Origin of the sequence: Streptomyces sp. NPDC050743, assembly GCF_044456925.1 — a bacterium.
GTDB lineage: Bacteria > Actinomycetota > Actinomycetes > Streptomycetales > Streptomycetaceae > Streptomyces.
In genome coordinates, this window is the sequence record NZ_JBITGJ010000003.1 from 182,224 (window position 1) to 204,210 (window position 21,987).

The 21,987-nt window shown below is 71.3% G+C and carries 22 protein-coding genes; 6 read left to right on the forward strand and 16 right to left on the reverse strand.

The window, feature by feature from the left end; genetic code table 11:
• The first annotated feature begins 200 nt into the window (after nt 1-200).
• Together ACIBJF_RS05025 and ACIBJF_RS05030 are read left to right on the forward strand one after the other, a co-directional pair.
• Nucleotides 201-2,192: a glycosyltransferase family 2 protein gene (locus ACIBJF_RS05025; protein ID WP_399172284.1), complete on the forward strand. Its 1,992-nt coding sequence runs from the start codon at nt 201-203 to the stop codon at nt 2,190-2,192.
• A complete protein-coding gene (locus ACIBJF_RS05030; RefSeq protein ID WP_399172285.1) occupies nt 2,189-4,123 on the forward strand; it encodes a galactose oxidase-like domain-containing protein in 1,935 nt (644 codons plus the stop codon). The genes ACIBJF_RS05025 and ACIBJF_RS05030 overlap by 4 nt, the downstream gene beginning before the upstream one ends.
• Before the next feature lie 10 nt (nt 4,124-4,133).
• Here the strand turns inward: ACIBJF_RS05030 and ACIBJF_RS05035 are convergent, their stop codons facing one another.
• The 13 genes from ACIBJF_RS05035 to ACIBJF_RS05095 all read right to left on the reverse strand — a co-directional run bounded on the left by ACIBJF_RS05035 (nt 4,134) and on the right by ACIBJF_RS05095 (nt 15,665).
• Nucleotides 4,134-5,159: a glycoside hydrolase family 6 protein gene (locus tag ACIBJF_RS05035; protein ID WP_399172286.1), complete on the reverse strand. Its 1,026-nt coding sequence runs from the start codon at nt 5,157-5,159 to the stop codon at nt 4,134-4,136.
• Between the two features lie 122 nt (nt 5,160-5,281).
• The gene (locus ACIBJF_RS05040; protein WP_399172287.1) at nt 5,282-5,944 is read right to left on the reverse strand and encodes a class F sortase; all 663 of its coding nucleotides are present in this window, start codon (nt 5,942-5,944) and stop codon (nt 5,282-5,284) included.
• A 9-nt stretch (nt 5,945-5,953) separates the two neighbouring features.
• Nucleotides 5,954-6,520, reverse strand: coding sequence for a hypothetical protein (locus ACIBJF_RS05045; RefSeq protein ID WP_399172288.1), 567 nt, complete (start codon nt 6,518-6,520; stop codon nt 5,954-5,956).
• A gap of 148 nt (nt 6,521-6,668) precedes the next feature.
• Entirely contained in the window at nt 6,669-7,448 is a 780-nt protein-coding gene (locus tag ACIBJF_RS05050; RefSeq protein ID WP_351809725.1) for an HAD-IIA family hydrolase, read from the reverse strand.
• 124 nt (nt 7,449-7,572) lie between these two features.
• Nucleotides 7,573-8,628, reverse strand: a complete 1,056-nt coding sequence (locus ACIBJF_RS05055) for a 2-aminoethylphosphonate ABC transporter substrate-binding protein (RefSeq protein WP_399172290.1) — start codon at nt 8,626-8,628, stop codon at nt 7,573-7,575.
• A 48-nt stretch (nt 8,629-8,676) separates the two neighbouring features.
• Entirely contained in the window at nt 8,677-9,474 is a 798-nt protein-coding gene (locus ACIBJF_RS05060; protein WP_399172291.1) for an ABC transporter permease, read from the reverse strand.
• A complete protein-coding gene (locus tag ACIBJF_RS05065; protein WP_399172292.1) occupies nt 9,461-10,330 on the reverse strand; it encodes a 2-aminoethylphosphonate ABC transporter permease subunit in 870 nt (289 codons plus the stop codon). Before ACIBJF_RS05065 ends, ACIBJF_RS05060 begins: the two co-directional genes overlap by 14 nt.
• Nucleotides 10,323-11,378, reverse strand: coding sequence for an ABC transporter ATP-binding protein (locus ACIBJF_RS05070; RefSeq protein WP_399172294.1), 1,056 nt, complete (start codon nt 11,376-11,378; stop codon nt 10,323-10,325). The genes ACIBJF_RS05065 and ACIBJF_RS05070 overlap by 8 nt, the downstream gene beginning before the upstream one ends.
• Before the next feature lies 1 nt (nt 11,379).
• Nucleotides 11,380-12,087 carry a phosphonatase-like hydrolase gene (locus ACIBJF_RS05075; RefSeq protein WP_399172295.1) on the reverse strand — a complete coding sequence of 236 codons (708 nt, stop codon included), beginning with the start codon at nt 12,085-12,087 and terminating at the stop codon, nt 11,380-11,382.
• 5 nt (nt 12,088-12,092) lie between these two features.
• Nucleotides 12,093-13,217: a TIGR03364 family FAD-dependent oxidoreductase gene (locus tag ACIBJF_RS05080; RefSeq protein WP_399172296.1), complete on the reverse strand. Its 1,125-nt coding sequence runs from the start codon at nt 13,215-13,217 to the stop codon at nt 12,093-12,095.
• 132 nt (nt 13,218-13,349) lie between these two features.
• Nucleotides 13,350-14,105 carry a GntR family transcriptional regulator gene (locus ACIBJF_RS05085; RefSeq protein WP_399172297.1) on the reverse strand — a complete coding sequence of 252 codons (756 nt, stop codon included), beginning with the start codon at nt 14,103-14,105 and terminating at the stop codon, nt 13,350-13,352.
• Nucleotides 14,106-14,227: 122 nt separating this feature from the next.
• On the reverse strand, nt 14,228-15,148 hold the full coding sequence (locus tag ACIBJF_RS05090; protein WP_399172298.1) for a hypothetical protein: 921 nt from the start codon (nt 15,146-15,148) through the stop codon (nt 14,228-14,230).
• Nucleotides 15,149-15,290: 142 nt separating this feature from the next.
• The gene (locus ACIBJF_RS05095) at nt 15,291-15,665 is read right to left on the reverse strand and encodes a hypothetical protein (RefSeq protein ID WP_399172299.1); all 375 of its coding nucleotides are present in this window, start codon (nt 15,663-15,665) and stop codon (nt 15,291-15,293) included.
• A gap of 138 nt (nt 15,666-15,803) precedes the next feature.
• Between ACIBJF_RS05095 and ACIBJF_RS05100 the strand changes: the two genes are divergently transcribed.
• The gene (locus ACIBJF_RS05100) at nt 15,804-16,214 is read left to right on the forward strand and encodes a VOC family protein (RefSeq protein WP_399172300.1); all 411 of its coding nucleotides are present in this window, start codon (nt 15,804-15,806) and stop codon (nt 16,212-16,214) included.
• A gap of 72 nt (nt 16,215-16,286) precedes the next feature.
• On the opposite strand, the gene ACIBJF_RS05105 is transcribed toward ACIBJF_RS05100, so the two are convergent.
• Nucleotides 16,287-17,534 carry an ROK family protein gene (locus tag ACIBJF_RS05105; protein ID WP_399172301.1) on the reverse strand — a complete coding sequence of 416 codons (1,248 nt, stop codon included), beginning with the start codon at nt 17,532-17,534 and terminating at the stop codon, nt 16,287-16,289.
• 47 nt (nt 17,535-17,581) lie between these two features.
• Here ACIBJF_RS05105 and ACIBJF_RS05110 point away from each other — a divergent pair, with 47 nt between their 5' ends.
• From ACIBJF_RS05110 to ACIBJF_RS05120, 3 genes are all read left to right on the forward strand, one after another.
• Complete coding sequence (locus ACIBJF_RS05110) at nt 17,582-18,670, forward strand: Gfo/Idh/MocA family oxidoreductase (RefSeq protein WP_399172302.1); 1,089 nt, start codon at nt 17,582-17,584, stop codon at nt 18,668-18,670.
• On the forward strand, nt 18,670-19,194 hold the full coding sequence (locus tag ACIBJF_RS05115) for a heme-degrading domain-containing protein (RefSeq protein ID WP_399172303.1): 525 nt from the start codon (nt 18,670-18,672) through the stop codon (nt 19,192-19,194). Before ACIBJF_RS05110 ends, ACIBJF_RS05115 begins: the two co-directional genes overlap by 1 nt.
• A gap of 86 nt (nt 19,195-19,280) precedes the next feature.
• Nucleotides 19,281-20,153 carry an LLM class F420-dependent oxidoreductase gene (locus ACIBJF_RS05120; RefSeq protein ID WP_399172305.1) on the forward strand — a complete coding sequence of 291 codons (873 nt, stop codon included), beginning with the start codon at nt 19,281-19,283 and terminating at the stop codon, nt 20,151-20,153.
• Between the two features lie 110 nt (nt 20,154-20,263).
• Here the strand turns inward: ACIBJF_RS05120 and ACIBJF_RS05125 are convergent, their stop codons facing one another.
• Complete coding sequence (locus ACIBJF_RS05125; protein WP_399172306.1) at nt 20,264-21,121, reverse strand: fumarylacetoacetate hydrolase family protein; 858 nt, start codon at nt 21,119-21,121, stop codon at nt 20,264-20,266.
• 129 nt (nt 21,122-21,250) lie between these two features.
• Entirely contained in the window at nt 21,251-21,985 is a 735-nt protein-coding gene (locus ACIBJF_RS05130; protein WP_399172307.1) for a YidC/Oxa1 family membrane protein insertase, read from the reverse strand.
• Nucleotides 21,986-21,987: the final 2 nt, after the last annotated feature.

Sequence of the window (21,987 nt, forward strand, 5' to 3'; positions counted from 1 at the left end):
GTCGTTTGGCGGGAGTTGGGGGGAAGCAAACGGTTGACGGACGGCGGGGAGGGGGGCCCCGCTCATGAACCGATGCCGAGGGGGGCATCAACGCAACCGGAAGGGCGCGGTCCCGTGTCTATGAGGTGGGGAAGACGTGGGGACTGCGAGCCACCACAGCAATCGAACACGCGGTGACCTGCGTGTGGGGGGAATGACTCATGACGTCGACGCCGTCGGGCGCCGGACAGAGCCACGTTCACGACGACCCGTCACAGACCACACAGCTCAGGGTGATCGGCCACCGGACGGGCCAGTTCCGCCGGATCAGGAAGAGCCTGCCGAGATACGACTACGAGCACTACAGCCGGCTCGCGGGCCCCCTCACCCAGCCCGACCCGACCAAGCCGTACCAGGTGCAGTACCGGTCGCTGCTCTCGCAGGAGCCGCACCGCATCCGTGCCGCGCTCATGCTGGGCGCGGCCCCCGTGCTCTCCCTGGTCCTGCTGTTCTGGCTGCTGCAGCCCGAGCACTGGACCGAACGCGACTATCCCGCCTACGACTTCCTGCCGGCGCTCGACGTCGTCATGCTCGTCTCGATCGGCCTGATCGAGTTCTTCCGCTGCATGAACGTGCTGTCCAACGCGCACGCCACCCTTGTCGCCCGCGACCCGGTCCCGGTGGTCCCCGAAGCCGGCACCTCGGTCGCCTTCCTCACCACCTATGTGCCCGGCAAGGAGCCGCTGGAGATGGTGACGAAGACCCTGGAGGCGGCGGTGAAGCTGCGCCACCGGGGCCTGCTGCACGTGTGGTTGCTGGACGAGGGCGACGACCCGGAGGTCAAGGAGGTCTGCGCCCGGCTCGGCGTGCACCACTTCACCCGCAAGGGCGTCGAGCGGTGGAACCGGCCCAAGGGAGCGCACCGCGCCAAGACCAAGCACGGCAACTACAACGCCTGGCTGGAGGCGCACGGCGGCGACTACGACTTCTTCGCCTCGGTCGACACCGACCACGTGCCGCTGCCCAACTACCTGGAGCGGATGCTCGGGTACTTCCGCGACCCGGACGTCGGCTTCGTCATCGGCCCGCAGGTGTACGGCAACTACGACACCTTCGTCACCAAGGCCGCCGAGTCCCAGCAGTTCCTCTTCCACGCCCTGATCCAGCGCGCCGGCAACCGCTACGGCGCCCCGATGTTCGTCGGCACGTCCAACGCCGTGCGCATCAGCGCCATCAAACAGATCGGCGGCCTGTACGACTCCATCACCGAGGACATGGCGACCGGCTTCGAGATGCACCGCGCCAAGAACCCGGCGACGGGAAGGAAGTGGAAGTCCGTCTACACCCCGGACGTGCTCGCCGTCGGCGAGGGCCCGAACGCCTGGACGGACTTCTTCACGCAGCAGCTGCGCTGGTCACGGGGCACCTACGAGACGATCCTCAAGCAGTACTGGAAGGGCTTCTTCTCGCTGCCGCCCGGCAAGCTCTTCAACTACACGATGATGATCGTCTTCTATCCGATGTCCGCCCTCAACTGGATCCTCGCAGCCCTGAGTTGCGCCCTGTTCCTGGGCCTCGGCGCCTCGGGCGTGAACATCGACCCGACCGTGTGGCTGATGCTCTACGGCAACGCCTCCGCCCTCCAGATCGGCCTGTACATCTGGAACCGGCGGCACAACGTCTCCCCGCACGAGCCGGAGGGCTCCGGCGGCGTCGCGGGCATGGTGATGTCCGCCCTGTCCGCGCCGATCTACGCGCGCTCCCTCATGGACGCCGTACTGCGCCGCAAGAGCAGGTTCGTGGTCACGCCGAAGGGTGAGTCGGCAAGCCCCGATACGCTGTTCGGGACGTTCCGGGTCCACTGGTTCTTCATCCTGGTCTTCGCCGGCTCGCTCGCCGCCGGCTTCGTGCTCGGGCACTCGCACCCCGCGATGATCACCTGGGCGTCCTTCGCCCTGCTGATCACCGCCTCACCGATCTTCGCCTGGCGCTACACGCTGCGGCAGGAGCGGAAGAGGCCGAAGCCGGCGGCGGCCACGGGGGCCACCGAACCGCAGGACGCGGTGCCCGCGGCGTACGCGGCCCATCTGCCCCTGAAGCGGCCCACCTGGGCGGCCGGCGAGCAGCACGAGGGCCGGGGCGCGGACCGGACCGGGGAGAACGAGCAGACCATGCAGATCGCCCTTGGCGGACTTGGGGGACATAAGGAATGAAGGACCAGGCCGGCCGCCGTCGCGCCCGCAGGCTCGCGATCGGTACGGCGGTGGTACTCGCGCTGGCCGGGATGAACGGGCCGTGGCTCTACCGCTTCGGCACCGCGCAGTACCACCACTACAAGATCAACAGACCAGAGTACAAGGCCGAGAACGGCCACTGGGACATCATCGAGTTCCCTCCGGAGTACCGCCAGGACACCATCCACGCGGCGCTCCTGCACACCGGCAAGGTGCTGCTGGTCGCCGGCTCGGGCAACAACCAGGACAACTTCGACAAGAAGAAGTTCGACACCCGGATCTGGGACCCGGTCAAGGGCACGATCAAGAAGATCCCCACGCCCAACGACCTGTTCTGCACCGGCCACACCCAGCTCGCCAACGGCAACCTGCTGATCGCGGGCGGCACCAAGCAGTACGAGAAGCTCAAGGGTGACGTCAAGAAGGCCGGCGGCGTCATGATCCTCTACAACGAGAACCCGGACAAGCCGATCACCCTGCCCGCGGGCACCAGGTTCACCGGCAGGCAGAACGGCAAGACGTTCGTCTCCCAGGACCCGGTGCTGGTCCCGCGCGCCACGAAGGTCTTCGACAAGACCGGCAAGTGGCTGCGGAACAACCCCGGTTACGGCCGTGTCTACGTCGAGGCGCAAGCCGAGGGCAGCCAGTACGAGACCGGCACCCAGGACAACTACCGGATCCAGGGCCTGACCGGCGCCGACGCGCGCAACACCTACGGCATCGCGCAGAAACTCGCCCTCGACAAGAAGGACTTCGAGGGGATCAAGGACGCCTACGAGTTCGACCCGGTCGCCGAGCGGTACATCAAGGTCGACCCGATGAACGAGGCCCGCTGGTACCCGACGCTCACCACCCTGTCGGACGGCAGGATCCTCAGTGTCTCCGGCCTCGACGACATCGGTCAGCTGGTGCCGGGCAAGAACGAGGTCTTCGACCCGAAGACCAGGAAGTGGACGTACACCAAGACGGTCCGGCAGTTCCCGACGTATCCGGCGCTGTTCCTGATGCAGAACGGGAAGATCTTCTACTCGGGTTCGAACGCGGGGTACGGACCGGACAACGTCGGCCGTGAGCCCGGCATCTGGGACGTGGACACCAACAAGTTCACCAAGCTGCCGGGGCTGAGCGACGCGAACATGATGGAGACGTCCGGGACGGTGCTGCTGCCTCCGGCGCAGAACGAGAAGTTCATGGTGATCGGGGGTGGCGGCGTCGGTGAGTCGAAGCTGTCCAGCAAGAGGACCCGGCTGATCGACCTGAAGGCGAAGAAGCCGGAGTTCGTGGACGGTCCGGAACTGGAGAAGGGCACGCGCTATCCGCAGTCCTCGGTGCTGCCCGACGACACGGTGCTGGTCTCCGGTGGCTCGGAGGACTACCGGGGGCGCAGCGACTCCGACATCCTGCAGGCGCGGCTGTACCACCCCGACAGCAACAGCTTCACCCGGGTTGCGGATCCGCTGGTGGGGCGGAACTACCATTCCGGGTCGATCCTGCTGCCGGACGGGCGGGTGATGTTCTTCGGGTCCGACTCGCTGTACGGCGACAAGGCGAACACCAAGCCGGGGAAGTTCGAGCAGCGCATCGAGATCTACACGCCGCCGTATCTGTACCGGGACTCGCGGCCGACGCTCGGCGGAGGTCCGCGGACGATTGCCCGCGGAGCTTCGGGGACGTTCACGTCGGATCACGCGGCCGGCATCAAGAAGGTGCGGTTGATTCGGCCGAGCGCGTCCACGCATGTGACGGATGTGGATCAGCGGTCGATCGCGTTGGACTTCAAGACGGCCGGGAACAAGATCACGGTGACGGTGCCGAAGAACCGGAACCTGGTGCAGTCCGGGTGGTACATGCTGTTCGTGGACGATGACCAGGGGACGCCTTCGAAGGCGCAGTGGGTGCGGGTGCCGTAGCCCGCACCCCTCAAGGCCGGCTGTTCTTCGCCAGTTCAAGGGCGTAGGTGGCCCACCAGTCCCCCGCCTTCGGTCCCCCCTTGCACGTGCCGTCCGACTCCCCCGGCCGTTTGACCCACAGGTAGGCGTCCACCAGGGGGTCGGCCGTCTTCGTCGTCGGGGTTTCTCCCAGGGCCCGGCCCGGCGGGTTGCACCAGCGCTGGGCCGGGTCGCCGCCGGTGTAGGGGCCGTTGCCGTTGCGGCTGGTGTCGATGACGAAGTGCTTGTCGCCCACCTTCGCCGAGAGCTGCTTGCCGTAGGCGATGGAGTCCTGGGTGGAGTAGAAGTTGGAGACGTTGACGGAGAAGCCGTCGGCCTGGTCGATGCCGGCCTGCCGGAGGGGCTGGAAGATCTGGTCGGGGTGGCCCCAGCCGGCGTTGCCCGCGTCCAGGTAGACCTTGGTGTTCTTCAGGGACTTGAGCCTGGCGATCGCGCCCTTGAGGAGGTCGTAGCGCTCCTCGTGGAACTGGGCGGGGGTGCAGCCGTCCGCGAGGTGGAGTACGGCGTCCGGTTCCAGGATCACGATGGCGGAGCGGTCCTCGATGCCCCGGGCCACACCGTCGATCCAGGCGCGGTAGGCGTTGCCGTCGGCGGCGCCGCCCTGGGAGTACTGGCCGCAGTCGCGGTGCGGGATGTCGTAGAGGACGAGCAGGGCCGTGCGGTCGGACTTCTCGGCGGCCTCGGTGAAGCCGCGCGCCTCCTTCTCCGGGTTCTCCGGGCCGATCCACTCCCCCATCGGCTGCTCGGCGATCCTGCGGATCTGCGCGGCCTCGGTCTTCTTGCCGGACTTCTCGTAGGCGGCGACCTGGCGGGCCGCGGTGCCGTCCGGGTTCACCCAGAACGGGTCGGCGGCCTTGGGCTGTTGGGTGATGCGGGCCCCCGGGTCGCCGTGGTCGTCCCCGCCGCCGTCCGAGCATCCGGCGAGCAGCAGTGCCGCCCCCAGCACCACCGCCGCCGACGCCCGCGCGGACGCACGGGCCCCCCTGCTGTCGTACATGCGATTCCCCCCTGGTCCCCCCTGGGCGCACCGGTCCGGGTGTCAATCCTGGCATATCCGGCCGGTCCCTCACGAGGTCGCGCGGTCGCACTGCGGGGCGTACGGGGCGGGGCGTACGAGGGTCAGCGGGCGGTTCCGGTGAGGTAGGCGGAGACCACGACGTTGGCCGTATAGCGGTGGAGGGTGCGGTCGAAGGGGCCGCCGCAGGTGATCAGGCGGAGTTCGGCGCGGCCGGGCCGGTGCGGGCCGTAGGCCTGCCGGGCGTCGAAGCCGGCGCGGGGCAGGACGCGGACGTCGTCGATGACGAACTGGGCGACCTTGCCGTCCGAGCGGACCACCCGGACCGTCTCGCCGGGCTCGAGGGTGCTGAGCTTGTAGAAAACCGCGGGCCGGGTCTCGGTGTCGACGTGCCCGACCAGGAGCGCCGCGCCCTTGGCGCCGGGTGTGGTGCCGGCGCCGTACCAGCCGACCACGCCCGGCTGGTCGAACGGGGGTGGGTCGACGGCGCCCTGGGCGTCGAGGCCCCGGCTCACCACCGGTGCCTGGACGCCCAGTTGGGGGATGTCGACGCGCTGCGGCACGGCGTTTGCCCCGAGCGGCTTGGCCGGGCTGGGCAGCCGGGCGGGTGCGAGGCCGAACAGGTTGCCCGTGGCCGGGCCGTCCGTGGTGTGCGGTACGCCGGTCAGCCCGCGCCCCCACAGCCACAGCCCGAACAGCAGCACCGCCCAGGTCAGGCAGGTGATGAGCCGCTCGGTGCCGGTGGTGCGCTCGCGGTCGGCGGACATGGGCCGCGCTCAGCGGGCGCCGCGGGCGCGGCGGGCCCTGAGTCCGACGGCGACCGCCGCGATCCCGGCGAGGGCCAGGCCGGTCACCGTCTGGGCGGTGTCGGGGCCGGATTGGGTGGTGGCCACCGTGGCGAAGCGGGCGGTGCCTCCGCCGCCCGCGAGGACGGGGGCGACGGGCGAGGCGGGCCCGAGGGGCCAGCGGCCGGGATCCAGGTACTGCCCGGTCGCCTGGCCCGGCACCGCTCCCCTGTCGACCACCGTGATCCTGCCGGTGAGCACGTAGTCGGCGCAGGTGATCCTGACGTCGTAGGCGCCCGCCTTGAGGGCGGAGCGGACGCGGGTCTCACCGGACAGGGTGCCGTCGCTGCCGGTCAGCCGGGCGTCGGTGACGAACGCGTCCGAGACGGCGGTGCCCTGCGGCCCGGAGCAGCCGCGGACCCGCACGGACACGTCGGTGCCGGGTCCGGGGGCCGCGGGCGTCACGGAGACCGCGCCTCCGTCGGCCGCGTGGGCCGCCGGAGTGCACGCGGCGACGGCCAGGATTCCTGTACAGAGAGTGAGGCGTAGTGAGCCCATCGTGAACCTCCAGTTACCAGGAGGCTCCCCCGCCCTGGGCGCCTCCGCATCCTCGGGAGGTGCCCGATTGCTCCGAACGGGTGGAGGGCCGTTTGAAAGCCCCAGGTCAGACCGGGTGGGGCCGGGTCGGATCCGGTCCGGACCAAGTTCAGACGAGGTCGACCAGGTCCGCGATGGAGTCGGCGACCTGCGAGGGGCGGAAGGGGTAGCGGTCGACGTCGTCGGGCTGGGTGACGCCGGACAGCACCAGGAAGGTACGCATCCCGGCCTCCAGGCCCGCGAGGACGTCGGTGTCCATGCGGTCGCCGATCATCGCGGAGGTCTCCGAGTGGGCCCCGATCGCGTTGAGCCCGGCCCGCATCATCAGCGGGTTGGGCTTGCCCACGAAGTACGGCTTCTTGCCGGTCGCGGCGGTGATCAGGGCGGCGACCGAGCCGGTGGCGGGCAGGTCGCCCTCGGCGGAGGGGCCGACGTTGTCCGGGTTGGTGGCGATGAACCGGGCGCCGTCGTTGATCAGCCGCACGGCCTTGGTCAGGGCCTCGAAGGAGTAGGTGCGGGTCTCGCCGAGGATCACGAAGTCGGGCTCGTGGTCGGTGAGGATGTAGCCGATGTCGTGCAGCGCCGTGGTCAGGCCGGCCTCGCCGATGACATAGGCGCTGCCGCCGGGCCGCTGGTCGTTCAGGAACTGGGCGGTGGCCAGCGCCGAGGTCCAGATGTTCTCCACCGGCACCTCGAGGCCCATGCGGTTCAGCCGGGCGTGCAGGTCGCGGGCGGTGTAGATGGAGTTGTTGGTGAGCACCAGGAAGGGCCGCCCGGACTCGCGCAGCTTCTTCAGGAAGGCGTCGGCGCCGGGGATCGGGACGCCCTCGTGGATCAGGACACCGTCCATGTCGGTGAGCCATGACTCGATCGGCTTGCGGTCTGCCATGTCGTGCGTCTCCTGGCGTGCGTACGGTCAAGAAAGCGGGGGCGCCGGAACCACGGCGTACCGACGCCCCTAGCCTAATCAGCGCGGCCTGATCTTGACCCCCGTCGTACGGCGGCCGACCGGCTCAGCTCCCCGTCGCCGACTTCCAGTCCTCGACGTACGAGGCGAGGTTCTTGTCGATGTCGTTCCAGTCCGGCTCGAAGGTCTCCACGCCGTCCATCAGCTTGGTGAGGGCGGCGGCGTTGGCGTCGGTGGCCTTGACGTCCCGGCGGGCGGCGAACCCGCCGCCGATCTCGCTGACCTCCTGCTGCTGCTTCCGCGCGAGCATGAAGTCGAGCAGCTTCCTGCCGTTCTCGCTGTGCGGGGCCTTGGTGACCAGGCCGGCCGCGTACGGCAGGGCGAAGGTGGTGGGCTTGCCGTCCTGCCCGGCCGGGAACCAGATGCCGAGGCCCGGCATGGTCTTGGACTGGGCGTAGTTCATCTGCACATCGCCGTTGGCGACGAGCAGTTCGCCCTTGTCCACCTTGGGCGCGAGCTTGCCGGTGGAGGCGGACGGGCCGACGTTGTTGGCCTGGAGCTTCTTCAGGTAGGCGAGGGCCTGCTCCTTGCCGCCGAAGTCGTGGATGGCCTTGATGAGGACGGCGGTGCCGTCACCGGCGACACCGGGGGTGGAGTACTGGAGCTTGTTCTTGTACGTGCCGTCGAGCAGCTCGTCCCAGGTCTTCGGGGCCTGCTTCAGCTCCTTCTTGTTGTAGACGAACGCGAAGTAGTTGTTCACGACGGAGATCCACGTGCCGTCGGCGGCCTTGTCGGCGCCGCCGACCTGGTCCGCGCCGTTCGGGCTGTACTTCTGCAGCAGCCCCTTGCCGTCGGCCTCCTGGATGAACGGCGGCAGGGTGACCAGCACGTCGGCCTGCGGGTTGGACTTCTCGCGGACGGCGCGCTGCACCATCTCGCCCGAGCCGCCCTCGACGTACTTGACCTTGATGCCGGTCTGCTTGGTGAAGTCGGCGAAGACCTTGTCGTACCAGCCGTCGCCGTTCTCGCCCTTGAGGCCGTCGGCGCTGTAGACGGTGACGACCTTGGCGTCGGAGGCGGCGGAGGAGCCGCCGCAGGCGGACAGGACGGGGGTGGCGAGCAGGGCGAGGGCTACGGCGAGCGTGAGGCGGTTTCCGGACATGGCGAGGCCAACTCCTGGCGTGGTGGTGACGGGAATTACCGGGGGGGTTCAGCGGTACGAGGCCCGGGTGCGGATCCGGGAGACGACGAACAGGACGAGCAGGGTCGCGGCCATCAGCACCACGGCGACGGCGGAGCCGGTGAACAGCGCGCCGCGGTCGGTGGCCGCGTAGATCAGGACGGGCAGCGGGGTCCAGTCCGGCGGATAGAGCATCATCGTGGCGCTCAGCTCGCCCATGGACAGGGCGAAGCAGAGGCCGGCGGCGGCGGTGAGGGAGGGCAGGAGGAGGGGGAGGCGGATCCGCCACAGGACGTAGGCGGGCCGGGCGCCGAGGGAGGCGGCGGCCTGTTCGTAGGCCGGGTCGAGGCGGGTGATCGCCGCCGACACGGACTGGTGGGCGAAGGCCGTGACCAGCACGGTGTGCGCGAGGATCACGATCCACCGGGTGCCGTTGAGCAGCATCGGCGGCTTGGAGAAGGCGACCAGGACCGACAGTCCGACCACGACCGACGGCACGGCGACCGGCAGCACGAACAGGGCGTCCATGAGCCGCCGGTACCGCTTCTTCAGGGCGGCGGCGGCCAGCGCGGCCCAGGTCCCGGCGGTCAGCGCGAGCAGGCTCGCCGCGGTGGCGGTGAGCAGGCTGGTGGTGAGCGCCTGGAGGGCCTCGCCGCGGGTGGCGGCACGGTAGTTGACGGTGGTCGGTCCCGAGGGCAGCACGCCGGACCAGTGGGTGGCGAAGGAGGCGCCGAGGACGACGAGCAGGGGCAGCGCGAACACCGGCACGAACAGGACGAGGAACACCGCCCACACGGCCCACCTGGCCTTGCGGCTATGCACCAGCACGACGGCTCACCACCCGGTAGAGGCCGTAAAGACCCACGGAGATCAGGACGTTGACGACTGCGACCACGCACGCGCCCGGATAGTCGGACTCCAGGATCGCCTTGCTGTAGACGAGCATCGGCAGGGTGGTGACGCCCTTCGCGCCGGTGAACAGCACGATCCCGAACTCGTTGAGGCACAGCACCAGGACGAGACTCCCGCCGGCCGCGAGCGCGGGCAGCGCCTCCGGCAGGATCACCCGCCGCACGATCCGGGGGGCCCGCGCCCCCAGGGAACTGGCTGCCTCCAGCTGCGCGGTGTCGACCTGCGAGAAGGCGGCGAGCAGCGGCCGCATCACGAACGGCGTGAAGTAGGTGACCTCCGCCAGCAGCACACCCCAGGGCGTGGTGAGGAACTGGAAGGAACCGATGATCCCGGTGGTGCCGTAGATGAACAGCAGCGCCAGCGTGATCAGGAAGGACGGGAAGGACAGGTACACGTCGATGAACCGCGCCACCCCCTTCGCCCCGGGAAACGGCACGAACGCGATGACCAGCGCGAGCAGGAAACCGAGGACCAGACAGCCCACGGTGGAGGCCGGCGCCAGCCAGACGGTCGTCCACAGCGCGTTGCGGAAGGCTTCGGAGGCGAAGACATCGGCGTACGGCCGGAGGGAGGTGCCCCCGCTGTCGGGCTGGAAGGACTGCTGGACGACCAGGGCGAGGGGGTAGAGGAAGAAGAGGGCGAGGGCGGCGACGGGAGGAAGAGCCCACACCAGCGGCCCGAAGGAGCGCTGGGGTGTGTTCGATGTGCGGCTGCCGCCGCGCGGGCGCGGCCGGCCGCGGACGGCCCGCGCTTCCCGTACGGCCTCAGCCATGGCTGACTCCCGCGGGCAACAGCACGGCGTTCTCGGGAGCGAAGTGCAGGGTCACGGACTCCCCGTGCCGGGGCGGATCCTTCAGCTCACGTACGTCCGCCATGACGGAATGGCCGTCGACCTCGACGTACAGCCGGTGCGTGGCCCCGCGCCACTGGATCTCCCGTAGGGCCCCGACGAGTTGGTTGGGGCCCTCGCCCAGACCGACCAGGTGCGGTCGTACACACAGCGTGGCCCGGGCTCCCGCGGCGGCGCCCGCCGTGTCGACCTCGAGTTCCGCGCCCGCGAACGCGACTCCCTGCGCGCCCACGATCACCGGCACCAGATTCGCGCCACCCACGAACGACGCCGTGAACTCATCGGTGGGCGCCCGGTACAACTCCTTCGGCGTCCCGCACGCGCGCAGTCTCGCCTTGTCCATGACCGCGATCCGGTCGGCCAGTGTCAGCGCCTCGACCTGGTCATGGGTGACGTACAGCATCGACAGGTCGGGCAGCTCCCGGTGCAGCCGGGCGAGTTCGGCCAGCATCCCGGACCGCAGCTGGGCGTCCAGCGCGGACAGGGGTTCGTCGAGGAGCAGCACGTCCGGCCGGATGGCCAGCGCACGGGCGATGGCGACCCGCTGCTGCTGTCCGCCGGACAGCTCGCGCGGGTGCCGGCGGGCGTAGGCGGCCATGCCGGTCATCTCCAGCGCCTCGGCGACCCGCTGCCGTATCTCGCTCTTGGGCGTCTTTTGGGCCTTGAGCCCGAAGGCCACGTTCTCGTCGACCCGCATGTGCGGGAAGAGCGCGTAACTCTGCACGACCATCCCGATGCCGCGCCGGTACGGCGGCAGGTCCGTCACGTCCCGGCCGCCGAGGAACACCCGCCCGGACACGGGTCGTACGAATCCGGCGACCGCCCGCAGCGCGGTGGTCTTGCCGGAGCCGGACGGCCCGAGCAGCGCCATGACCTCGCCGGGCTCGACGGTCAGGTCGAGCGATTCGAGAGCGAGGTTGTCGACGTTGCCGTCGTAGGCGACGGTGACGGAGTCGAAGCGGATGCCCATGTCAGCGGTCTCCCAGCAGCAGCGCGGGCAGGTCGGCGACGGAGTCGAGGACGTGCGTGGCGCCGGCCGCGCGGAAGGCGTCGTCGCCGTGGGCGCCGGTGCGCACCCCGGCGACCAGCCCGGCCCCGGCGCGCACCCCGCTGAGCACGTCGTAGGAGGTGTCCCCGACGACGGCGACCTGCGTCACGTCCTCGGCGGCCTTGGTGCGGACGAAGGCCTGAAGGACCATGTCCGGGTACGGCCGCCCGCGCCCGCCGGCGTCGGCCGGGCACAGGGTGAGCGAGACGGGGAACGAGGAGTCCCGCCAGCCGAGGGCGTCGAGGACGGCGTCCTGGGTGACGCGGGCGAAGCCGGTGGTCAGGACGACGGTACGGCCGCTGTCCGCCAGCTCCCGGACGGCCTCCTCGGCTCCCGGCACCGGGGCGATCAGGCCGCCCTCGACGAGTTCGCCGTACGCCTTCTCGAAGGCGGCGTTGGCGCGCCGGGCGCGGGCCTCGGCGCCGAACAGGTGCCGGAAGACGGAGATCTTGGACTCGCCCATGGTGGCACGGACGTAAGCGAGGTGCTCGGCGTGCTCGGCGGAGCCGGGGGCGACGCCGAGCTCGGTGGCGGCCGCCTCGAAGGCGCGCTCGACCAGTCCGCCGTCGGCGACGGTGGTGCCGGCCATGTCGAGGACGACGAGCCGGATGCTGTCCAGGGTGTGGGTCATGGTGCTCACCAGCCCAGTTCGTTCGCGGTGGTCTCGGCTATCGCGGGGGCGCAGGTCATGCCGCGCCCGCCGGGCCCGGTGACCAGCCACACCCCCTCGCGCACCTGCTCGCGGTGCACCACCCGGCCGGTGTCGGTGCACTGCGCGTACACGCCCGCCCAGCGGCGGCGGATGCGCGGCAGCGGCCGGCCGAGGAGGGACTCGACGACGCCGGTGAGGTGCTCGTAGGGCTCCTCGACTGTGTCGAAGGCGAAGGGGTGCTCGTACTCGTGGGTGTCGCCGATGGTCAGTCCGCCGTCGGCGCGCTGCACCATGAGCAGCTGCATCCTGTGTTCGGCGGCGGTCTCCGGCTGCGGCTGGCGGGCGTTGAGCTCGTCCAGCGCGGGGGAGGCGTAGGCCGGGTAGTAGCGGAAGCTGTCGGCGTCGGCGACGGAGGTGGGCAGCGGCTCGCCCAGCGGGTCGGTCTGCATCATCTGGAGGCGCACTCGGCGCACGGGAAGGTCCGGTCCGGCGAGTTCGCGGACCAGTCCGCCGAGCCAGGCGCCGGTGCACAGGACGACCGTGTCGGCGCGGTGCACGTCCCCGTGGTCGTCCCGGACGGTGCCGGCGCCGACGACCTCGCGCACCTCACGGCCCGGCAGGAAGGTGTAGTTCGGGGACTTCGACAGCTCGGCGCGCAGGGCGAGCTGTGCGGTGCGCGGCTCGACCGCCGCGTCCCGCTCGCAGTACAGGGCGGCGGTGAAGTCGCCGCGCAGGGCGGGGTTGAGGGCGCGGGCCTCGCTCGGGACGAGGAGCTTGTAACCACGGGCGGCGGCGTCCGGGCGGGCCGCGGCGGCCTCGGCGACGGCGAGCTCCAGGGGGCCGCGGACGGGGGTCAGGGACCCGTTCGCCCTGAAGCCCAGCGCCGGCACCCGTGCGCCGATCCCTTCCCACAGCTCCCGCGCCCGCAGCGCGGTCTCCAGCTCTTCTCCGGCGGCACGGCCACTGACCCAGATCTGCCCGAAGTTGCGCAGCGAGGCGCCGCGCGCCTCGGCCTCGCGCTCGATCTGGACGACCTGGTGGCCGCGCTGCACCGCATGCCAGGCGTGCATGGTGCCCACCACGCCTGCTCCGACGACTGTCACTTTCACGACGGCAACGCTCCTCGGGATCGGGGAACCGGAGACATCCGGCTGACAACGAGAGCGTGAACGACCCATCACGTTTGGGCTAGACCCGTTATCTTTCCGTGACATTACGATGGCCGTCGATGGGCGGGTTTTTCAGCCTTTGAGATGCGTCGTGAAGGAGAAGCGGTCCCCCCGGTACAGCGACCGCACCCGCTCCAGGGGCCGGCCCTCGGTGTCCCGGGAGACCCGGTGGATCAGCAGCATGGGCAGGGCGGGCGGGGTGCCGATGAGCAGGGCTTCGCGGGGTGTGGCCAGCACGGTCTCGATGCGCTCGTCGGCGTCGCCGAAGGAGATGCCCTGGCTGGTGAGATAGCCGTAGAAGGAGGAGTCGGGGTCGAAGTCGGCGTCCAGCCGGGGCACCCGCTCGACGGCGACGTACGTGCTCTCCAGACCGACCCGCTCCTCGTCGGCGAGCAGCACGCGCTCCAGGTGCCACACGGGCGCGCCCCGGGTGAGCCCGGTCTCGGCGGCGAGGGCGTCGGGGCACGGGAACCGGTCGAGGGTGACGAGGGCACGACCGGGTGTACGGCCCTGCCTGCGGACGCCCTCGGTGTAGCTGGCGAGGGACAGCGGCTGGGCGAGCTTGGGCCCCGCGACGACGGTCCCCCGCCCCTTCCGCCTCAGCCGCCCTTCCAGCACCAGCTCCCGTACGGCCTGCCGCACGGTCTCCCGGGCGACGTCGTACCGCTCGGCGAGGTCCCGCTCGGTGGGGATGACGCTGTCCTCCCCCAGCTCCTCCAGCAGCGCGGCGATCCGCGCCTTCACCGCGTAGTACTTGGGGATACGCCCATGCTCGGGGATGCCGGAGCGGACGGGGGCGCCGGGGGCCTGGTCGTTCGGGTAGTCCACGCAGGGATCGTCGCAGACGGCTCGGATCGGTGCAGAGGGCAGGGGTGGCCGTCGCACGGGCCCGCCCGCGGCCCGGCGGGGGTGGCGGGCGGGGGGAGCGGTGCCTGTCGTACGACTCCGGGTCAGCGGCGTCTGCGGGTCAGCAGCAGTGCGCCGCCGCCGACTCCCACGAGCGCGGCGGTGGCCGCGAGCAGTCCGTGGGCGAGGCCGGGGCCGGTGCGCGCCAGTTCGCCGGCCCGCTCCCCGGCCTCCTCCGCCCCGGCGGGGAACGGCAGGTTCGGCTCGGGCTCGGGGTTGGGCTCGGGGTCGGGGGTGGGAGCGGCGGTGCCGGTGCCGGGTGTGGGCTGGGGGTCGCCGGATTCGCGGGGTGCCACGCCGCCGCCGTCCCGCGTGGCGTCCGGGGCCGGCGACGCGTACTCCCCGATCCCGAACCGGTAGGCGTTGGATTCCCCGACCCAGTCCCCGTCGTCGCCCCGGCGCTGGACGACGGCGGCGTTGGCGGTGACCTGGTCGGACGCGGTGTCGGAAGGGAACACGAGCCTGACCTTGACGCTGACGGTCCTGCCGGGCGGCACGGCGAACCCGTCGAACCCGGCGGCGTCGAGCACGCCGACCAGCTCCTGCTCGTCGGTGCTCTCGAAGGTCACCGGCCGGGCCGTGGGGCCGTCGTAGAACTCCAGCTTGGGCTGGTCCGGCTTCAGCTCGCGCTTGTCGTCGGTGAGGACGATCACCGGGTGGATGCCGGTGCAGGTCCGGCGGGTGGTGTTGGTGAGGTCGATGTACCAGGTGCCGTATCCGCCGCCCGCCTCGTAGGAGGGCGGTCCGCCGCGGATGCGGGCGGACAGCGGGAAGGCCCGGGGGTCGCCGTCGACGCAGGCGGAGGGCGGGTCGGCCAGGGCGGCGGCCGGGCGCGGCCGGGCGGGGTGCCGGTCGACGAGGGCGGCGGCCGGTGCCGCGGGGCCGATCACCCAGGCGGAGGCGGACGCGGCGGCTGCGGTGAGGCAGAGGGACAGGGACAGAGGTGTACACAGTCGCATAAACACATAACCATCCCGGCCGAATCGGCACCCCTGGAACCGCCACTCCGGTACGGGCCGCGAAGTCCGCTCGATCGGCGGGGTGGGCGGGCGGTGACGGGGTCCGCTCAGCGGAGATCGGACGGTTGATGGATCCCGGTCAGCGGCGTCAGCCGGTGACGGTGACGTCCACCGTGACCACGGTGTCCGGATCGGAGCCGCAGGCCAGGTAGATCTGCGCCGCGCCCGCTCGCGCGTCCGGCACGATCGCGGCGATCCCGGCCAGAGTGCCGTTCGCCATCGGCTTGAGGTCGACGACGCCGATGGGGCTGCGCTCCGTCGTGCCATTGCCGACCAGCGCTCCTTCGGCGCGGCCGCCCTCGCTGGGATCACCGCATCCCGCGAGCGTGAGGGAGACGGTCTGACCGGGCTTCACCTTCGCGGGACTGACGGTGCCGACCGGCGAGGCGGCGGCCGGCCCGGCGAGCGCTGCCACGAGACTGGCGCCGACGAGGATGGGGATGGTGATGCGAGAGCAGCGCATATTCACTCCTCACTGCACCGAGCGGTGCGTTCGGTGAGACGACACCGGCCGTGTGATTCGGTTGATGCGCTCGGGTCCAGTGTGAACACTTGGACAGGCCCGCGCACCCTGCCCGAACCGCGCCGAGGAGCATGCAGCATGCAGATCACGACGTCACAGAAGATCACCACGTTCCTGATGTTCGAGGGCAACGCCGAGGACGCGATGACCTTCTACGTCTCGCTCTTCGACGACGCCGAGGTCGTCAGCGTTACTCGCTACGGGGGCGACGGTCCCGGCAAGGAGGGGAGCGTGCAGCACGCCACGTTCTCGCTCGCCGGTCAGCAGTTCATGTGCATCGACAGCCCCGCGCACCACGACTTCACCTTCACGCCCGCGGTCTCGCTCTTCGTGCAGTGTGAGAACGAGGCCGAGATCGACCGTCTCCACGCCGCCCTCACCGAGCAGGGCACGGAACTCATGCCCCTGGGCAGCTACGGCTTCAGCGCCAAGTTCGCCTGGGTCAACGACCGCTTCGGCGTCTCCTGGCAACTCAACCTGCCGGAGTGAGCCACGCCGCGACCCGGTCGGCGACGGCGCCCGCCCACCGAGCCGCCCGAGACCGTACGCGGCGCCGCCCCGTCACGTGTCGCCCCGCCCGAACACCGGCGCCAACAGCAGCTGCGCGGCCCCCTCGGCGACCACCCGCTCCCCCCGTGGAGCGACCCGCACCGGCACCGCACCCCCAGGCACCCCCTCCCGCCGGGCCCGGGCATCGAGCACCTCCCCGACGCCGCGGACAAAACCCTCCGGCGCCGCCGCGATCGTCCGCCCCCCGAGCAGCACCGCATCGATGTCCAGCAGGCCGGCCAGGTTCGCCGCCGCCACCCCCAGCACCCGTGCCGCCTCCCCGGCCTCCCCGCGCTCCACCGCCGCCAGGCACAGCGCCTCCACGCACCCCCGGTTCCCGCACTCGCACGGCGGCCCGTCCAGCTGGATCACCTGGTGCCCGAACTCCCCCGCTCCGGTCCGCGCCCCCCGATGCACGCGCCCGCCGATCACCAACCCGGCGCCGAGCCCCGTACCGAGATGCAGATACGCGAAGGATCCGCCCTCGCCGACCTCTCCGTCCCCGCCACGCTCACCCCCGGCCGACAGCCCGAGCGCCGCCGCGTTCGTGTCCTTGTCCACCACCACCGGCACCCCCAACCGCTCCCCGAGCGCGTCCCGCAGCGGGAACCCGTCCCACTCGGGAAAACCGGTCACCCGGTGCAGCACCCCGCGCACATGGTCGAGCGGTCCAGGAAGCGCCACCCCCACCCCGAGCAGCGACCCCGCCTCGGCGGGCCCCTCCGCGCCCAAAAGCGCGCCCAGCCCCTCCCGCACCACCGCCTCCACCGCGTCCCCGACCACCGCGAGCACCGCCTCCGCCCCGGCCCCGAGATCCAGCTCGGACCGCCGTTCCCCCACCACGGCCCCGTTCAGATCGACCAGCATCACCCGCAGCTCGTCGCGGTCCAGGTGCACCCCGACCGCGTGCCCCGCCTCCGGTACCAGTCGCAGCACGGTGCGCGGCTTGCCCCCCGTCGACGCCCGCCGCCCGGCCTCCGCCGCGAAACCCTCCTCCCGCAGCCGTGCGGTGATCTTGCTGACGGCCTGCGGGGTCAGCCCGGTCCGCTCGGCAAGTTCGAGCCGGCTGATCCCCTGCGCCCCGGCGTCCCGCAGCAGCCCCAGCACCAGCGCGGTGTTGTGCGACCGCACCGCGACGAGGTTCGCTCCAGCCGACGCGCCGCCTGCCATCCGCGCCCCGGTCCCGGCCCCGGTGGTCCCCGATCCGCCGGTCCCCGACCCCGTCCGCGTCCCCGTGCTCGTCCTGTTCACGCCGCCCATTGTCCCCTCCACTTGCACTTTGGCAACAGCGTTGCGAAAGTGGGTCCATGGGATCCACGACAGGGCGCACGACCGCCACCCCCCTCCGCGTCGGCCTGATCGGCTACGGCCTCGCCGGCTCCGTCTTCCACGCCCCGCTGATCGCCGCCACCGAGGGCCTCGCCCTGGACACGGTGGTCACCTCCGACCCGGAGCGGCAGCAGCAGGCCCGCGCCGAGTTCCCGGAGGTGACGCTCGCCGCCGGTGCCGAGGCGCTGTTCGACCGCGCGGACGAGCTGGACCTGGTCGTCATCGCCTCCCCGAACAGGACGCACGTCCCGCTCGCCTCCGCCGCCCTGAAGGCGGGCCTGCCGGTCGTCGTCGACAAGCCGGTCGCCGGCACCGCGGCCGAGGCCCGCGACCTCGCCGCCCTCGCCGAGGAGCGCGGTCTGCTCCTGTCCGTCTTCCAGAACCGCCGCTGGGACAACGACTTCCTGACCCTGCGCAAGCTGATCTCCGAGGGCGACCTGGGTGACGTGTGGCGCTTCGAGTCCCGCTTCGAGCGCTGGCGCCCCCAGCTCAAGGGCGGCTGGCGCGAGTCCGGCGACCCGGCAGAGATCGGAGGTCTGCTCTACGACCTCGGCAGCCATGTCGTCGACCAGGCCCTGGTCCTCTTCGGCCCGGTCACCGAGGTGTACGCCGAGACGGACGTCCGCCGCCCCGGCGCCCAGACGGACGACGACACCTTCATCGCGCTCACGCACACGAGCGGCGTCCGCTCCCACCTCTACGTCTCCGCGACGACCGCCCAGCTCGGCCCCCGCTTCCGGGTGCTCGGCTCCCGCGCGGGCTATGTGAAGTACGGCCTCGACCCGCAGGAGGCGGCGCTGCGCGAGGGCCTGCGCCCCGGCCCGCAGTGGGGCGCGGAGCCCGAGTCCCTGTACGGCCGTATCGGCGCCGGGGAATCCCCGCTGACCGGCGGCGGCACCCCCGTACCGACCCTCCCCGGCGACTACCCCGCCTACTACGCGGCCGTCGCCCGCGCCCTGACCGGCGCCGGCCCCAACCCGGTGACCGCCCTGGAGGCGGCCGCCGCCCTCGACGTACTGGAAGCGGCCCGCAAGTCGGCCACGGACAAGGTGACGGTGACCCTCTGATGCCACAGCACCAGCACAGCCAGCAGCACCACCCGCAGATCACCCTCAGGACCACCCCCGAACTCACCCCGTCCGTCGAGGAGCTGGAGGCGCAGGAACGCCGCCTGGTCTTCCGGCAGTTCACGTACGACGACGCCTGGGCCCTCGGCTCGCTGCTCGTCGAACTGGCCCGGGAGCGCCAGGCCCCGGTCGCCATCGACATCCACCGCGCCGGCCAGCAGCTCTTCCACGCGGCCCTGCCGGGCTCGACCCCCGACAACGACGCCTGGATCGCCCGCAAGCGCCGGGTGGTGGAGCGCTACGGCGCCTCCTCCTACCTGGTCGGCGCCCGCTTCCGCGCCAAGGGCACGACGTTCGAGGACTCCTCCCGCCTCGACCCCGACACCTACGCGGCGCACGGCGGTTCGTTCCCGATCCACGTCGAGAACGCGGGCGTCGTCGGCGCGGTGACCGTCTCCGGCCTGCCCCAGCTCCAGGACCACAGGTTCGTCGTGGAGGCGTTGGAGCAGTTCCTGAAAGTGTGACACCCACCGGGATTACGTGAGCGATCCCTCCGGTTGGGAATGGCTGCAGACGTGATGATCACTGCTCCATCCGGAGGGACAGCGCCATGAGCACCGTGAGCACCTTGAAGGACAGGATCGGCCGGTACGGCATCTGGAGCGTCGGCCTGCGCGCGGAGGACCCCTCCCGGCGCGGCGAACTGGCGGAGGCGGCCGCCGAGTTGGAGGAGCTCGGCTACGGCGCCGCCTGGCTCGGCGGCAGCAGCGCCGCCCGGCACGCCGTTCCCCTTCTGGAGGGGACCGACCGCCTCACCGTCGGCACCAGCATCCAGAGCATCTGGCAGTACGACGCCGAGACGAGCGCGGCGGCCTTCGCCGAGGTGGACGCGGCCCACCCCGGGCGCTTCGTGCTCGGGCTCGGCGTGAGCCACGCCAAGCTCGCCGAGCAGTACCGCCGGCCGTACTCGGTGCTGGTCTCCTATCTGGACGTCCTGGACAAGGCCGGGGTGCCCGCGGACCGCCGGGTGCTGGCCGCCCTCGGCTCCAAGACCCTGGAGCTGTCCCGCGACCGGGCGGCGGGTGCGGTGCCGTACCTGGTCACGCCCGAGCACACCGCGCGGGCCCGCGAGATCCTCGGCGCCGGCCCGCTGCTGGCCCCGGAGCTGAAGGTGGTCCTGGAGACCGACCCGTCCCGCGCCCGCTCCCTCGCCCGCGACACCCTGGCGATGTACCTCGCCCTGCCGAACTACACCAACAACTTCCTGCGGCACGGCTTCACCGAGGACGACCTGGCCGACGGCGGCAGCGACCGCCTGGTCGACGCGGTGTTCGCCTGGGGCGACGACAGCCGCATCCGGGAGCGGATCAACACCTTCCACCAGGCGGGCGCGGACCACGTGGCCCTCCAGCCGATCACCGGCGGTGACAGGGACAGCCTCCCGAGGGAGGAATGGCGCCGCCTCGCTTCTCTGCTGGGGTGAGTTCTCCGGACTCAGGGGTGCGGGGCTGCGTTTGACATGCGGCTCCGCCGCGTGGGCGCGAGGAACCACGGCGGACTCGCACCCGCCGTGCTCGCGCAGCCCCCACTCCCTCAGGCGTTCTTGAGCTCCTGCCGCTGCCGGCCGAGCCCGGCGATCTCCAGCTCGACCACGTCCCCGGCCCGCAGGTACGGCTTCGGCTCGGGCCGCCCCATGGCCACCCCCGCCGGCGTACCCGTGTTGATGACGTCCCCGGGGTACAGCGTCATGAACTGGCTGACATACCGCACGACCTCCGCCACGGGGAAGATCTGCTCGGCCGTCGTACCGTCCTGCTTCAACTCCCCGTTGACCCACAGCTTCAGCGGCAGATCCTGCGGGTCGGCGACCTCGTCGGCCGTCACCAGCCACGGTCCCAGCGGATTGAACGTCTCGCAGTTCTTGCCCTTGTCCCAGGTGCCACCGCGCTCGATCTGGAACTCCCGCTCGGACACGTCATGGGCCACCGCGTACCCCGCGACATGCGCGAGCGCCTCCTCGGCCGACGACAGATAGCGGGCGGTACGCCCGATGACGACCGCCAGTTCCACTTCCCAGTCGGTCTTGGCCGACCCCCTCGGGACGAGCACCGTGTCGTTCGGCCCGACCACCGTGTCCGGCGCCTTGAAGAAGACCACCGGCTCGGCGGGCGGTTCGGCGCCGGTCTCGCGGGCGTGGTCGTGGTAGTTGAGCCCGATGCATACGATCTTCCCGATGCGGCCCAGCGGCGGCCCGATCCGCAGTCCCGTCGCGTCCAGCGCGGGCAGCTCGCCGGACTCGGCCGCCGCCCGTACCCGGTCGAGCGCGGCCTCGTCGGCGAGGAACGCTCCGTCGATGTCGTCCACGAGGCCCGACAGGTCGCGGAGGGTCCCCTCGGCGTCGAGCAGCGCGGGCCGCTCGGCCCCTGCCGTACCGACTCGCAGCAGCTTCATGGTCACCATCTCCCTCGATCGCGGACGCCCGGACCGATGTGTGCAGCCATCGGAGGACTGGTCGATCCTCCAATCGAGCTGTCCACTGCGCAAGACCCTGTTCACGTACTGGACCGTCATCGCGCCTCGCTACCGGTACAGCACGGCCCGCTCCACGGCGGTCCAGGCCGTGCTGGTGACGACGTACAGCGCGGCGGCGAGGGGTACGACGGCCACGGTGACGAGCGTGAAGAAGGACATGAACGGCATGACCTTGCCGACCGCGCCGAGCCCTGGCACCTGCTCGCCGTCCCCGGCGCCCACCGCACCCACGGCGAGGGGGCCGGCCGCCATCGTCCGCTTGGCGCGCAGGTAGGTGAAGGTGGCGATGACCGCGACGAGGACGAAGAGTCCGAGGTAGACCAGCCCGGCCGGCCCGAACACCCCGTCCCCGCCGAGCGCGTCGGCCCACCTCCCGCCGAGGGGTGCCGCGAGCAGCCGGTGGGCGAGCAGCCCGTTGCTCTCACCGCCGATCGTGGAGCTGGAGAAGAGGTGGTAGAGCAGGAAGAAGGCGGGCAGCTGGAGCAGGCTGGGCAGACAGCCGGACAGCGGGGAGACCTGTTCCTCGGCGTGCAGTTCGAGCACCGCCTGCTGCAGCCGCTTCGGGTCCTTGGCGTGCCTCTTGCGCAGTTCGGCGATGCGGGGCTGGAGTTCTGCTCGGGCGCGCCGGCCGCGGGCGGCGGCGCGGGACAGCGGGTGGACGAGGAGTCGTACGAGCGCGGTGAACAGGACGATCGCGGCGGCGGCCGCGGAGGCGTGGAAGAGCGGCTGGAGCAGGTCGGCGAGTTGCTCGACCAGGCGGGCGAAGACGGAGAAGACGGACATGG